General features: G+C 36.0%; 14 protein-coding genes. All 14 read left to right on the top strand.

Going from position 1 to position 14,223, the window contains the following annotated elements; all coding sequences use genetic code 11:
- Positions 1-13 precede the first annotated feature (13 nt).
- The 14 genes from rfbF (at position 14) to WCY03_RS03985 (ending at position 14,115) form a co-directional block, all read left to right on the top strand.
- Positions 14-787 carry a glucose-1-phosphate cytidylyltransferase gene (rfbF, locus tag WCY03_RS03920; protein WP_345993690.1) on the top strand — a complete coding sequence of 258 codons (774 nt, stop codon included), beginning with the start codon at positions 14-16 and terminating at the stop codon, positions 785-787.
- Positions 787-1,887 (top strand): CDP-glucose 4,6-dehydratase, encoded by a 1,101-nt coding sequence (gene rfbG, locus WCY03_RS03925; RefSeq protein WP_345993691.1) that lies wholly within the window; start codon positions 787-789, stop codon positions 1,885-1,887. The genes rfbF and rfbG overlap by 1 nt, the downstream gene beginning before the upstream one ends.
- Positions 1,875-2,282: a WxcM-like domain-containing protein gene (locus WCY03_RS03930; RefSeq protein ID WP_345993692.1), complete on the top strand. Its 408-nt coding sequence runs from the start codon at positions 1,875-1,877 to the stop codon at positions 2,280-2,282. The genes rfbG and WCY03_RS03930 overlap by 13 nt, the downstream gene beginning before the upstream one ends.
- Positions 2,272-3,204, top strand: coding sequence for an NAD(P)-dependent oxidoreductase (locus WCY03_RS03935; RefSeq protein WP_345993693.1), 933 nt, complete (start codon positions 2,272-2,274; stop codon positions 3,202-3,204). Before WCY03_RS03930 ends, WCY03_RS03935 begins: the two co-directional genes overlap by 11 nt.
- Positions 3,201-4,004: a glycosyltransferase family 2 protein gene (locus WCY03_RS03940; protein WP_345993694.1), complete on the top strand. Its 804-nt coding sequence runs from the start codon at positions 3,201-3,203 to the stop codon at positions 4,002-4,004. Before WCY03_RS03935 ends, WCY03_RS03940 begins: the two co-directional genes overlap by 4 nt.
- 83 nt (positions 4,005-4,087) lie before the next feature.
- Positions 4,088-5,221 carry a hypothetical protein gene (locus WCY03_RS03945; RefSeq protein WP_345993695.1) on the top strand — a complete coding sequence of 378 codons (1,134 nt, stop codon included), beginning with the start codon at positions 4,088-4,090 and terminating at the stop codon, positions 5,219-5,221.
- Positions 5,218-6,027: a glycosyltransferase gene (locus WCY03_RS03950; RefSeq protein ID WP_345993696.1), complete on the top strand. Its 810-nt coding sequence runs from the start codon at positions 5,218-5,220 to the stop codon at positions 6,025-6,027. Before WCY03_RS03945 ends, WCY03_RS03950 begins: the two co-directional genes overlap by 4 nt.
- A gap of 3 nt (positions 6,028-6,030) precedes the next feature.
- A complete protein-coding gene (locus WCY03_RS03955; protein WP_345993697.1) occupies positions 6,031-6,993 on the top strand; it encodes a glycosyltransferase family 4 protein in 963 nt (320 codons plus the stop codon).
- Positions 6,993-8,747 (top strand): nucleoside-diphosphate sugar epimerase/dehydratase, encoded by a 1,755-nt coding sequence (locus WCY03_RS03960; RefSeq protein WP_345993698.1) that lies wholly within the window; start codon positions 6,993-6,995, stop codon positions 8,745-8,747. Before WCY03_RS03955 ends, WCY03_RS03960 begins: the two co-directional genes overlap by 1 nt.
- A gap of 72 nt (positions 8,748-8,819) precedes the next feature.
- Positions 8,820-9,068 (top strand): helix-hairpin-helix domain-containing protein, encoded by a 249-nt coding sequence (locus tag WCY03_RS03965; RefSeq protein ID WP_345993699.1) that lies wholly within the window; start codon positions 8,820-8,822, stop codon positions 9,066-9,068.
- Positions 9,069-9,119: 51 nt separating this feature from the next.
- On the top strand, positions 9,120-9,689 hold the full coding sequence (locus WCY03_RS03970; protein ID WP_345993700.1) for an aminodeoxychorismate/anthranilate synthase component II: 570 nt from the start codon (positions 9,120-9,122) through the stop codon (positions 9,687-9,689).
- Positions 9,686-10,870 carry a hypothetical protein gene (locus WCY03_RS03975; RefSeq protein ID WP_345993701.1) on the top strand — a complete coding sequence of 395 codons (1,185 nt, stop codon included), beginning with the start codon at positions 9,686-9,688 and terminating at the stop codon, positions 10,868-10,870. The genes WCY03_RS03970 and WCY03_RS03975 overlap by 4 nt, the downstream gene beginning before the upstream one ends.
- Before the next feature lie 98 nt (positions 10,871-10,968).
- The gene (locus WCY03_RS03980) at positions 10,969-12,288 is read left to right on the top strand and encodes an ATP citrate lyase citrate-binding domain-containing protein (RefSeq protein WP_345993702.1); all 1,320 of its coding nucleotides are present in this window, start codon (positions 10,969-10,971) and stop codon (positions 12,286-12,288) included.
- A gap of 9 nt (positions 12,289-12,297) precedes the next feature.
- Positions 12,298-14,115 carry a citrate/2-methylcitrate synthase gene (locus WCY03_RS03985; RefSeq protein WP_345993703.1) on the top strand — a complete coding sequence of 606 codons (1,818 nt, stop codon included), beginning with the start codon at positions 12,298-12,300 and terminating at the stop codon, positions 14,113-14,115.
- The last annotated feature ends 108 nt before the right edge of the window (positions 14,116-14,223 follow it).

The following is a 14,223-nucleotide window of genomic DNA, read 5'->3' on the forward strand; positions in this document are numbered from 1 at the left end:
AAGAGGATAAGCAATGAAAGTACTACTATTAGCCGGCGGATTTGGGACAAGGCTGAGCGAAGAAACAGATATCAGACCAAAACCAATGGTAGAGATTGGCGGTAAACCGATTTTATGGCACATAATGAAAATCTATTCTCATTACGGCTTTAATGATTTTGTAGTATTGCTTGGATATAAAGGGTATTACATCAAAGAGTACTTTGCAAACTATTTTTTACATCAAAGCGACGTAACCATTGATTTAAAAAACAATAATATGGAAATATTAAATAACTCGAGCGAGCCATGGAAAGTCACGTTGATCGATACAGGGCTTAACAGTATGACGGGCAGTCGTATCAAAAAAGCTCAGCAATACGTAGGCAATGAATCTTTTATGTTGACATATGGAGACGGTGTAAGTGATGTGAATATCGCAGAACTCGTTAAATTTCACAAATCTCACGGTAAAGCTCTTACTATGACCTCAGTACAGCCCGAAGGCAGGTTCGGAGCTCTTAATATCACGGATGATTTTCAAGTAACACATTTTAAAGAAAAACCAAAAGGTGACGGCGGATGGATAAACGGCGGTTTTTTTGTATGTGAACCAAAAGTATTCGATTATATCATAGATAATGAGAGTACGGTTTTTGAACAGGCTCCCTTGCAAAACCTTGCAAATGACGGTGAGATATTTACATATAAACATAAAGGCTTTTGGAAACCTATGGACAGCTTAAAAGATAAAAACGACCTCAATCAACTTTGGGATGAAGCTCAAGCACCGTGGAAGGTATGGTGATGTTTAAAAATATATATAAAAACAAAAAAGTCTTAGTAACTGGCCATACAGGTTTTAAAGGCAGCTGGTTAACGACGTGGCTTTTAAAGTTGGGAGCAGATGTTATAGGTATTTCAAAAGATATTCCCACCAGCCCGTCTATGTTTGAAGAGCTCAAACTGGAAAATAAGATCAAACATTATTTAGAAGACATCAGAGATCTTCAAAAGATGATAGAGATCGTCTCTAACGAGAAACCGGATTTTTTATTTCATCTGGCTGCGCAACCTATCGTTTCCACATCATACAGCGATCCGATAGAAACGATCTCGTCAAACGTGATGGGTACGACAAATATTTTAGAGGCTCTGAAAATATCGAATCATATTTGTAAAGCAATCATTATCACCAGTGACAAAGCCTATGATAATGTCGAGCAGGTGTGGGGATATAAAGAGGATGATAAAATGGGCGGTAAAGATATATATAGCGGTAGCAAAGGCGCTGCGGAGCTCATAATAAAATCGTATTACCACTCTTTTTTCAAACGTAAGGAGTGTAATGTCAGATTGGCTATAGGCAGAGCCGGTAATGTTATCGGCGGCGGAGACTGGGCAAAAGACAGGATCGTCGTAGACTGTGTGAAAGCATGGAGCGAAGGAAAGTGCGTAGAGATCAGAAGTCCTAGGGCAACACGACCTTGGCAGCATGTGTTAGAACCGATAAGCGGATATTTGAATTTGGGTGCAGATCTGTATAACAATGAAGATTTACATGGTGAAGCATTTAATTTTGGTCCAAGAGCAGAGCAAAATCATACTGTCGAAGAACTGTTGATCGATTTAAGCGAATATTGGCATTTTGACAGTGTCTCTCAAGCTTATAAGGTTACCGATAATATACCTTTTCATGAAGCAGGGCTGTTAAAATTAAATTGTGACAAGGCGCTTTTTTATCTGAAATGGCAGGCTAACTTGGAATATAAAGATACTATTCGGTTTACAAGTGAATGGTATTATGATTTTTATAAAACAAAGAACAATATTTTTACAAAAACAGTCGAACAAATAGAAGAGTATGAATCTATGGCTAAAACTAAAGGATTGGCATGGACGGAGTAAGCTTAACACCATTAAAACAGATTTTTCATCCAAAAGGAGATCTTTTTCATGCAATGAAGAAAAGTGATCCCGGATTTGACGGATTTGGAGAGGCTTATTTTTCTACGATCAATAAAAATTATATCAAAGGATGGAAAAAACATACTGAAATGACGTTAAACTTGGTTGTGCCTGTCGGTGAGATAGAGTTTGTTATATACGATGAAAAAACAAAAGAGTTTTTTAGTGCAAAACTTTCACGAAACAACTATCAAAGGCTCACGATCAAACCAAATCTATGGATGGCTTTTAGAGGATTGGAAGATTATAACATGCTTTTAAACTTGGCTGATATGGAACATGACCCCGATGAAGCAGTAAATATTGATTTAAAAGATATTGAATATGAATGGTAAAGTTCTAGTTACCGGAGGATTGGGAAATCTAGGAAGTTGGATCAGTGCACATCTGGCCAATCTGGGTTATGAAGTTTATATTTTATCAAGAAGTTCAAAACAAAAAATAGCAAACATCAAATATACATTAATTGAAGCAGATGTAACAAAGATAGATGAGCTAAGAGAAAAATTGAATTTTGATCTGGACTTTTGTGTACACTTGGCAAGTTACAATGAGTTTTTCTTACCAGATTACGCAAAAAATGCGTTGGATATAAATACTTTCGGTACTAGAAATCTACTTGAAGTATTAAGTGAAAAAAAATTAAAAAATTTTGTTTACTTAAGTACGTTTCATGTTTATGGTGCAAGCGAGGGAACAATTACGGAAAAAAGCGAATTGAACCCGAAAAATGATTATGCATCTACTCATCTTTTTGCAGAATACTATGTGAAACAGTTCGGATTTACGCACGATTTAAAATATACCGTTTTAAGATTGACCAATAGTTATGGTGCACCGACTTTTACAGAGAGTGACAAATGGTATTTGGTATTAAACGATTTGACAAGATCGGCTTACGAGAATGGTAAAATCATTTTAAAAAGTAACGGCAGAGCAAAAAGAGATTTTATATATATGGGAGATGTATCGGATATAATAGAAAAACTTCTCAGGATAAATGCAACAAATGAGATATACAATCTTTCATCAAATAGAACCTACGAAGTAATTGAACTTGCATACCTAATAAAAAATGAGTACGAAAAACGATATAAGCGTCATATAGATATAGAAATAAATAAAGATGATAAATCGTCTTATAATGACGTAAGCGTGAAAAACGACAAATTAAGATCGCTGATAGATTTTGAGACAAAAGACAAAATGAAAGAAGAGATAAATAAAATATTTGATCTATTGGAATGCAAATTATGAACGAAGAAATTTTAGTTTCCATCATCACGCCTATGTATAATGCGGAAAAATATATTTTACAAACCGTTAAAAGCGTCATAGATCAAACATATCAAAATTGGGAAATGCTTATAGTGGACAACTGCTCTCTTGATGAAAGCAGGACAGTAGTTGAAAATATTGCAGACCCAAGGATAAAGCTAATAAAATTAGAATACAATAGCGGTGGACCGGCAAGACCAAGAAATATCGGGCTTGAGAATGCTAAAGGAGAATATATTGCATTCCTGGATGCGGACGATGTATGGTTACCTGAAAAACTTGAAAAACAATTAGCTGTTCTTAGTGAGTTTGATAATATAGACATTGTTCATTCTCTTGCATACACTATTGATATACATAGTAATAAAATAGGTAAGTTCAATAATCAAAAAACTTTTAATAAATTAAAATATCTTATGAATGATTTTTTTATTTTGACGCTTTCAAACTATATAAACATCAATACTGCAATTATGAGAAATAATTCTAAAATAAAGTTTAGAGAGGATCCGCATTTAGTCGCATTAGAAGACTGGGCCTTTTGGATAGATAATGTGTATAGCGGGAAAAAACCTTACTTAATGAATCTGAACCTTATAGATTATAGAATAGATATCAATTCTATCTCTGATCGAAAAACAGATAAAAGTTATCGAAAAGCTTTTTATTTATACGCTTTATTGCTCAATGAAGAGAAGATCTCACTAGGAAGATTTCTGTTTAATTCAACTGTTAATTTAATAAAAATCATTTTTAAAAATGTTAAAAGTAAATATTGATAATGAATTTCTTGCTTTCTACGACGGTTCTATTTAGTATTTTTATCAGAATAATTAAAATATATAGCGGAAGTATTATATATGTGGCATTATTCCCCCTCTTGATCGCGACATTTTTTCAAGCTTTGTTAAAAAAGAAATTTTCTTACAAAATCCATAAAATAGATTTTAGTGTCTTTCTCTTTTTTATTTTTATTTTTATAAATTTAATCGTATCTTCAATAAGGGGAACGCTTTTTTCACAATTTATTTTTGTTTTATATGTAGTTGTTCCGCTTTTTATTTATCTTTATATTAGATTGATTAATTATGATATCTCATCATTTACCCGTTTAATATATAGGTTTACTTTGTTGTATGCGTTATATGTGATCGCCGAGTTTCTTCTTTATTACTTTTTCCCTGAATTAAAGGGTGTTATAACGCATTATCTTCAATATATTGTCAAAACAAATAATTTTTATCCTCCTACAGTTAAATATCCTATTATAGGGGTGGCATCGAAACCTTGGGGACCGATGTTCGATACATCGGCCACGGGAGCTTTTTTAGTGGTTCTTTTTGCTTTTATTTTTGATTCACGCAAATATATCAAGAAAGATTCTTTAAATATTTTGATTTTTTTAGCTATAACTGCTATCTTTCTAAGCGGTTCGAAATCCGCCTATATGATGTTTCTTATTTATATCGTATTGAGAACGACTTTGTTTAAACAGGCCAAAGCAACTAAATTGTATCTATTTTTTTTAACATTGATTTTTTTTACGGTCATATTGGCAATTGTTTCGTTCATTAATTTTTTCTTTACAGATGAACTATTAAATTGGTATATTTATGCAATGGTTACGGAACCTGTAAGTAAATTGATAAGCGGATTTTATCAAAACGGAATTTTTACATTGATCGGTTCCGGACAGGAAAATGGGTATTATAAAATATTTGGGATGGGAGAAATAGATTTTTTTAATGCTATCTTTAGATATGGTTTGTTTAGTATGATGACTTTTCTAAGTTTAATAGTATATTTAATAGTAAAATATAAAAGAAAGTATGCACAATTCTCTATCATGTTTATCATGTTTATTATGTCTATGGTTCATTATCAAGTGATTTTAAAATTTCCGGCATCAATGATATTGTTTATATCTATCGGCGTTTTAGCGAACGAAGAAATTAAAAAAAACAGATATGACTGTAATAAAGGACAAGTTGTATGAATTGTGTTGTAATAATGTCGGTATATAAAAATGACAAGTTAAAATATTTAAAAGAAGCCCTAGAAAGTTTATATGCTCAGACAATAAAGGAGTTTGATATATTTGTTCAGTGCGACGGTAAACTCCCGGATGAACTAAATGATTTTCTAAAACTTGAATATGAGTCGAAAAAAATCACTTTTTTAAATAAACGAGATGAAAACAAAGGGTTGGCATATTCCTTAAATGAATTACTGGAAATCGTCTTAAACAAAGACTATGAATATATTGCAAGAATGGATGCAGATGATATTTCTGTCAATACTAGACTTGAAAAACAGATTGAAGTAATGAAAAAGAACATAGATATCGATGTATGCGGCGGATATATTGAAGAGTTTAACATGGACACGAATCAAAAGCAGTTAATTAAATATCCTGAATTGAATGAAGATATCCTTCAAGGCATGAAAAGAAGAAATTCTATGGCGCATGTAACAACACTGATAAGGAGAAGGTTTTTTATTGAAGTCGGTTTGTATGATTCTACAAAGTTCAATGAAGATATGGACCTATGGATTAGAGGCTTTCAAAATAATCGTAAATTTTATAATATTCAAGAAACTTTAGTAAAGGTTCGAACGAATAATGCTTTTTTTAATAGAAGAAGAAATATGCAAAGAGCTCTGGAAGTAATGAAATTAAAATTTAAAGCAACACGTTTATTTGGTTTTGGATATAAAGGTTATGCTTATGCTGTCGCACATTTTATACTTTTTATGCTGCCCGGTGCAATAAAGCAATTTATATACAGGAATATGAGGTAGTTAATGATTTATTTTGCATTTTTTATTTTATCGACCATACTTACCTATTTGATAAAAAACTATGCTATAAAAAAGTCGCTTTTTGCTCATGTAAATGAACGAAGCAGTCATACGATCCCTGTACCGCATGGAGGAGGTATTGCCATAGCCGTTACTTGGTTCGCAGGCCTTTTGTATCTATATTTAAACGATCAAATAGGACAAAATCTGTTTTATGCCTTGATAACGGGAGTGATTATTTCAGCCGTATCTTATTTGGATGATCTGTTTGAGTTAAGTGCAAAATTCAGATTGTTTGCTCAAACTCTGGTCGCTGTTTTAGGATTATATTTCTTAGGAGGATTTGAAAATCTAGACATTGGAATATTTGTGATCAACAATCAGATCATTACAAATATTTTTGCATTTTTCTTAATAGTATGGTTTGTCAATTTATATAATTTCTTAGACGGTATAGACGGCTATGCGGGAAGCGAAGCCGTATTTCTTGCTATTGCGGGATATCTTTTTTTTGGCGGCGGTCATTTTCTTGTGTTGGCCGTCACGGTTTTAGGTTTTTTGGTTTGGAACTGGCATAAAGCAAAAATATTCATGGGAGATGTCGGGAGTACTCTTTTAGGCTATAATATAGCCGTATTTACGATATATTATGCAAACCGGGATAGTTCGAATTTATGGGTATGGATAATCCTCTTTGGAGTTTTTTGGTTCGATGCCACTTTAACACTATTTAGAAGATACAAAAATCGTGAAAAATTAAGTCAGGCACATAGAAAACATGCATATCAAAGACTTACGCAAAGCGGCTGGGATCATAGTAAAGTAGTGATATATTCGATTTTCGTAAATATAGTTTTATTTCTATTGGTATATTTCATCTCTAATGTATTTATCGCATTTATAATGGCTTTACTATTACTTTCCGGTGTAATGATATTTGTTGATAGAAAAAAAGGGTTTCAATAATGCTTATGATCGATAAAAGGATATTGAATTTTCTGGTAATAATTGCATTGACTTTTGCAACGTTTTCATGGACATTCTTTATTTTTCACATACCGTTTGACATGAATGTCGTTCTTTTTGTATTGATTGTTCGTATTTTGGCTTCAGCACTGATTTTTAAGGATTATTCTCTTTCATGGAGTAAAGCGACTCAAAAAACGTTTTTGATCAAAAGTATAGTATATATCGCTGCATTTTTGATCTACCTGCCTGTACTCTACGGAGAAGCGAGATTTGCATTTCTGGCTTCAGAACTTTTTTTATATCTGTTCTCCATCAATTTCGCCATGTATATGTATTATTATTTAGTGAACAAGAGTTTAGTGAGCAAATCCAAAACGATAGTGATATACGGAGCCGGAAGAGCTGGTATAAAGCTTGAAGAAGAGTTTCGTAACAGTGAATATAAAGTCAGATATTTTATCGATGACGATAAGATACTCCAGAAAAGATCGATCGACGGTGTCAGAATATTGTCAAAAGAAGAACTACAAGAAAAAATAACGCAGGATAATAGAGTGGACCTGCTTGTTATTGCGATGCCTTCGGCTTCCGTGCAAAGAGTAAAAGAGATATACGATGATCTTAGCCCTTATTTTAAAACTATTAAGATATTACCGTCGTTAGACGAGATACTGAGGGATAAAGATTTTGCGAAACAGCTAAAAGATATCTCGGTAGAAGATCTTCTCGCAAGACATCCCAAAGACTTGGATAAAGCGGTCATAGAAGATTTTATCAAGGAAAAAACGGTTCTCATAACGGGAGCGGGCGGAAGTATAGGAAGTGAAATAAGCAGACAGTGTGCATATTTCGGAGCCAGAGAGTTGATCCTTTTGGATCATAGCGAGTTCAATCTGTACAGTATTGCCGAAGAATTAAGCGAGTTCAAACCTATACTCGTTATGCAATCGGTCGTGAACAAAGATCTGTTGGACAAGACTTTTGAAAAACATCGTCCCGATATCATTATACATGCAGCAGCGTATAAGCATGTGCCTTTGGTCGAAGACAATATATCCGAAGCCATTATCAATAATGTTGTCGGAACAAAGAATGCAATCGATTGTGCCATAAAGCACAAAGTAAAAAAATTCGTACTTATATCCACAGATAAAGCCGTGCGTCCTACAAACGTCATGGGCACGACCAAAAGGATATGCGAGCTGTATGCACAAAATGCGAATGCGACATCTTCGGATAATAGAGATCAAAACAGTACAGAGATCGTGGCGGTCAGATTTGGAAACGTTCTTGGAAGCAGCGGAAGCGTGATACCGAAATTTAAAGCCCAAATAGAAAACGGCGGTCCGGTCACGGTCACGCATCCTGATATAACTAGATATTTTATGCTGATACCAGAAGCATGCGAACTTGTACTTCAAGCCGGAGCCATAGGCAGCGGCGGAGAGATATTCATACTTGATATGGGTGATCCCGTGAAGATCACGGACTTGGCAAAACGAATGATCACATTGTCGGGCAATAATGACATTAAGATAGAGTTCAGCGGACTAAGGGCGGGAGAAAAACTGTATGAAGAACTGCTCATCGACGACAGCGATGCAAAAACGCAGTATGAATCTATAACCGTTGCAGGAAAGACACACTATGATATAGAAAAATTAAATCAAGATATTCATGAACTGCTTGATACTCAGGACAAGCTCAAAAAGCTCAAAGAGATAGTGCCGGAATTTAATCATAAATCATGACAAAATGCAATAAATTTTGAAAAATATTTATTTTTGTTCTATAGTGTTCTTATCTCAAAAAAAGGAAAGAAAATGAAAGTTTTCGTCATAGTGGCTATTTTAGCCGGTTTGTTGTTTGGTGCGGTCGATATAAATACGGCAGGTAAAGATGAGCTGATGAGTTTAAAAGGGATAGGTATAAAAAAAGCCGATGCTATTTTAAAATATAGAAAGACGCATTGTTTTAAGAGTATCGAAGATCTGACAATAGTTAAAGGTATCGGACCAAAATTTATCGAAAAGAACAAAAAAGCGCTGAGTGCTTCAGTGTGTAAGAACTAAATCATATCTGAGATGCTATAATTACGTCACTTATAGCAAAGAGATACAGATATGATTTTAATGATTGACAATTATGATAGTTTTACCTATAACATAGTCCAGTATTGTCTGGAGCTCGGGGCAGATTTGAAAGTCATAAGAAACGATGAACTTACTTTGGAGGAGATCAAAGCCCTAAAACCTGAGAAGATCATTGTCTCTCCTGGTCCGGCAACCCCCGATGATGCTGGGATAACTCTGGAAGTTATAGATTATTTCAAAGACAAGCTTCCTATTCTGGGCATATGTTTGGGCCATCAAAGTATTGCACAGGTCTACGGAGCGAATGTGGTGCGTGCAAAAAATATGATGCATGGAAAAACATCGATTATGCAGCAGTCGGCTGAATGCGATATATTTAAAAAGATTCCGGAGCAGTTTCGTGCGACAAGGTATCATTCATTGATTGTTGAAAAAGACTCTCTTCCAAACGTGATCGAACCGACGGCGTATAGCATGGATGATGATGAGATCATGGCCCTTCGTATTAAAGATAAACCGATTTTCGGTGTACAGTTTCATCCTGAATCCATAATGAGCGAATTTGGTTACGAGATAATAGGAAACTTCTTAAAATTATGAAGAAATATCTCATCTTATTCCTAATTTTAGGATTAGATGCTCTTTTTTTATTATATGAAACTTCGCAGCTGTCGATAGGCTATAGTGAAGTTACTCTGCTTAACGGCGGTTTCTCTGTATTAAAGTATATAGAAGAGTTTTCTTTAGCGACATTTGGACAAAATGATGTAGCTCTTAGATTGCCGATGATATTGCTGCATCTCTCAAGTGCACTTCTGCTTTTTCACTTTTCCAAGAAATATCTAAAATATGATAGAGACAGATTATGGCTGCTGGTCGTATTCATACTTCTTCCGGGTGTTTTAAGCTCTTCTATAGTGGTAAACAGTGCCGGTCTTGTTATTTTTTCACTGTTTTTGTATTTAAACCTTTATAGCATAAATCCATATTTTAAGTATTTATTATTAGTACCTATCTGGTTTGTAAGCCCGAGTATAATATTTTTGTATTTAGGGTTGATGTTTTATGCGATAAAGGAGAAAAACTATCGGTTTGCGCTCCTTAATCTTTTTCTTTTTTCTTCATCCTTATATGTTAACGGCTTTGATACGACCGGCCTTCCTAAAGGGCATTTTTTAGATACGCTTGCTATCTATTCCGCTATTTTTACCCCGATAGTATTTGTGTATATATTTTATATTTTATATAGAAGATATGTAACTTCAAGAGAAGATATTCTCTGGTATATATCGTCTACGGCTTTTATGATCTCTTTATTACTATCTTTTAGGCAAAGACTTCATCTGGAAAACTTTGCTCCATATATTTTGCTGGCTTTACCGATAGCGGCACAAACATTTTATCATTCGTACAGGGTAAGACTCAAACAATTTAGAGGAACATACAAGACGATATTCATAATTTCACTTCTGTTTTTATCATTGAACGCTACGATGGTATTATTTAATAAATATATTTACTGCTTTTTAGATGATCCGCAAGAGCATTTTGCATATGATATGCATATCGCAAAAGATCTGGCAGAAAAATTAAAGGAAAAAAATATTGCCTGCGTGAATGCAAACAATAAAAAACTGCAATTAAGATTGAAGTTTTATGAGATAGGTTATTGTCAAGGTAATACACTCTCAAAAATCAAACATAAAGACTCGATTAATGTAACTATAAGTTACAAAGGCTGTAAAGTATACAAAACTTATGTTACAAAAATTAACAAATAAAACTATAAATACTACTAAGAATTATAAATACAACGTATCAAAAAGATAATTTATGCTACAATCATCCCCAAATATTCAACTATAAGTAAGGAGTTGCAATGGCTCAAAGAGCGATTCGTGAATACGACGGTAAAGCAATTTTCTCGAAACACTGGGAAAAGTATTTCAGCGGGTTTCACTACGGATTTAAATCTGTACTGGTGACCAGCGGTGCTGAATTAAAAGCAAAAGCTGAGGAGCATGGTTTTGAATGGCTAAAACAAGAACCTCTTGTAGCAAAACCGGATATGCTTTTCGGTAAGCGTGGTAAAAATGATCTTGTTCTATTTAAAACAAACAAACCTGGTGACGTAACATTAGCCGATGCCGCTGCATGGATAGATGAAAAAATGTCTCACACGACTACACTGCTTTCAGGGCAACATGGACAGTTGACTCATTTTATAGTTGAGCCTTTCACTCCTCACTCACAAGAGCAAGAATACTACATCTCTGCAACAACTGTCGGTGAAGACGATGTACTTTATATGTCAGCAGAAGGCGGTATGGAAGTAGAAGAAGGCTGGGATGAAAAAGTAAATGAAGTACATATCCCGATCAATATGAGCGATGGCGATATCGAGCATGCAGTAAAAGCTAATATCCCTTCAGATATTCCTGAAGCGAATAAAGCGACTTTTGCATCATTTGCAATACAGTTCTTTAAATTTTACAGAGATTTGAACTTTGCGTACTTAGAGATCAACCCGATCGTTATGCTGGATAATAACGAAATGGCTATTTTGGACCTAGTGGCTCGTCTGGACGATACTGCAGGCTTTATGATGAGAGATTCTTGGGGTGCGATAGAGTTCCCGACGGCGTTTGGCATGGAAGACCAATCTCCTGAAGAAAAAGCGATTGCAGAAGCAGATGCGAAATCCGGTGCTTCACTTAAACTTACTATTCTTAACCCTATGGGAAGAATCTGGACTATGGTTGCAGGCGGTGGCGCTTCGGTCGTTTACGCCGATACTATTGCTGACCTTTCGGGTAATGTTTCAGACCTTGCGAACTACGGTGAATATTCAGGCGGTCCGACTACGGGTGAAACAAAATTCTATGCAGATACTCTTTTTGATCTTATGACTCGTCATAAAGATGCAAAAGGCCGTGATAAGATCCTGATCATCGGTGGAGCTATCGCAAACTTTACTGATGTCGCAAAAACATTTACCGGTATCATCCAGTCGTTTGAAGAATATGCAGAAAAATTAAAAGCGCATAATACTCGTATTTACGTACGCCGCGGCGGACCTAACTATGAAAAAGGTCTTAAAGACATTAAAGAAGCAGCAGACCGTTTAGGCCTGTACATAGAAGTTTACGGACCGGAAACTCACGTTACCGATATCGTTCGTATGGCTTTAGAGAAGTAAGGAGATATTATGGGTGCATTATTTACTAAAGATACACAAGCAATTTTTTGGAATAACAATAAAAGCGCGATTCAGCGTATGCTTGATTATGATTATACTATTTCTCGCGAGAAGCCGTCGGTCGCAGCTATCGTAGCTCCGACGTCAAACAATAAATTTGAGAAATTTTTCTATGGACCGGATGAAATAATGGTTCCGGTTTTCCGTTCTACAGGCGAAGCGGCACAAGCTTTTCCAAAAGCTGACGTACTTCTAAACTTTGCATCGTTTAGAACTGCTTATGACGTAACGATGGAAGCGATCGCTATCAAAGGGCAGTTTAAAACTGTTATGGTTACTGCAGAGGGTATCCCTGAGAGACTTGCAAGAAAGATGAACCAATCAGCTCGCGATGCAGGCGTTACGGTTATCGGGCCTGCTACTGTCGGTGGTATCGCTCCGGGTGCGTTTAAGATTGCAAACGTCGGAGGAACTATTGAAAATATTGTAAACTCTAAACTTCACCGTGCAGGTTCTTGTGGTCTTGTGACTCGCTCGGGTGGTTTGTTTAACGAACTTTCAAACATAATCGCTATCAATGCGGACGGTATTGCAGAGGGTGTTGCGATCGGCGGTGACAGATTTGTCGGTTCGGTCTTCATTGATAATCTTTTACGTATGGAAGGTAATCCTGAAGTAAAATATATGATCTTACTTGGCGAAGTAGGCGGTACTGAAGAGTACAAAGTTATTGAAGCTGTAAAATCAGGAAAGATCAAGAAGCCGATCATTGCATGGTGTATCGGTACGATTGCCAAACATTTCAGTTCTGGCGTTCAGTTCGGTCATGCGGGTGCTAGTGCGAATGCCGATGCTGAAACGGCAGCCGCTAAAAATAAAGCGATGGCTGAAGCCGGTATCTTTGTTCCTGAATCTTTCAACGATCTTCCGGCGAAAATCAACGAGGTATATACTAAATTGAAAGCAGACGGAGTAATCACAGATATTGTAGAACCTGAGTTAAAAGTAGTTCCGACGGTACGTCGTGCAAAAGAGTTTATCTGTACGATCAGTGATGATCGCGGTGACGAAGCGACTTATGCCGGATTCCCGATCTCTTCGGTCGCAACTCCTGAAACAGGATTCGGTATAGGTGATGTTATATCACTTCTATGGTTCAAAAAACGTTATCCGAAATGGGCTACGGAATATATTGAAACCGTTATCAAAACCGTTGCAGATCATGGTCCTGCGGTTTCGGGCGCTCATAATGCCAAAGTTACGGCTCGTGCGGGTAAAGATGTGATCTCTTCTCTTGTTACAGGTCTTTTAACGATCGGCCCGCGTTTCGGCGGAGCGATCGACGATGCTGCGCGTTACTTTAAATATGCGAACGACAACGGGATGAGTCCTGCCGAATTTATCAACTATATGAAAAAAGAGGGTAAAACAATTTCGGGTATCGGACACCGTATTAAATCGGTTCGTAATCCGGATCTACGTGTAAGCGGACTTAAAAAATTTGCTGCTGAAAACTTCCCGGCGACTCCGCTGCTTGACTTTGCACTCGAAGTTGAAAAGCTTACTACAAGTAAAAAAGATAACCTTATCTTGAACGTTGACGGTACTATCGGTATCTTAATGGTAGATATGTGGCGTGCACTTGGCTATGCGGAAGATGAGATCGACGGTTTCATCGATGCAGGTGCGTTAAATGCATTCTTCGTGGTCGGCCGTTCGATCGGCTTCATCGGTCATGTCCTTGATGAAAAACGTCTTGGAATGCCGATGTATCGCCATCCGATGGATGACATCCTTTACAGCGTTGAAAAAGCAGAAGAGCTTTAAGCTCTTCTGTCCTCTTCGGCTTATATCCAAGCCGTTTTCTTGCTCTTTTTTACTTTTTTATTTTTCTAATTTACTTTATATCACTTTTTCGTTACAATGGAAGCATAA

Source organism: Sulfurimonas sp. HSL-1716 (genome assembly GCF_039645975.1).
Taxonomy (GTDB): domain Bacteria; phylum Campylobacterota; class Campylobacteria; order Campylobacterales; family Sulfurimonadaceae; genus Hydrocurvibacter; species Hydrocurvibacter sulfurireducens.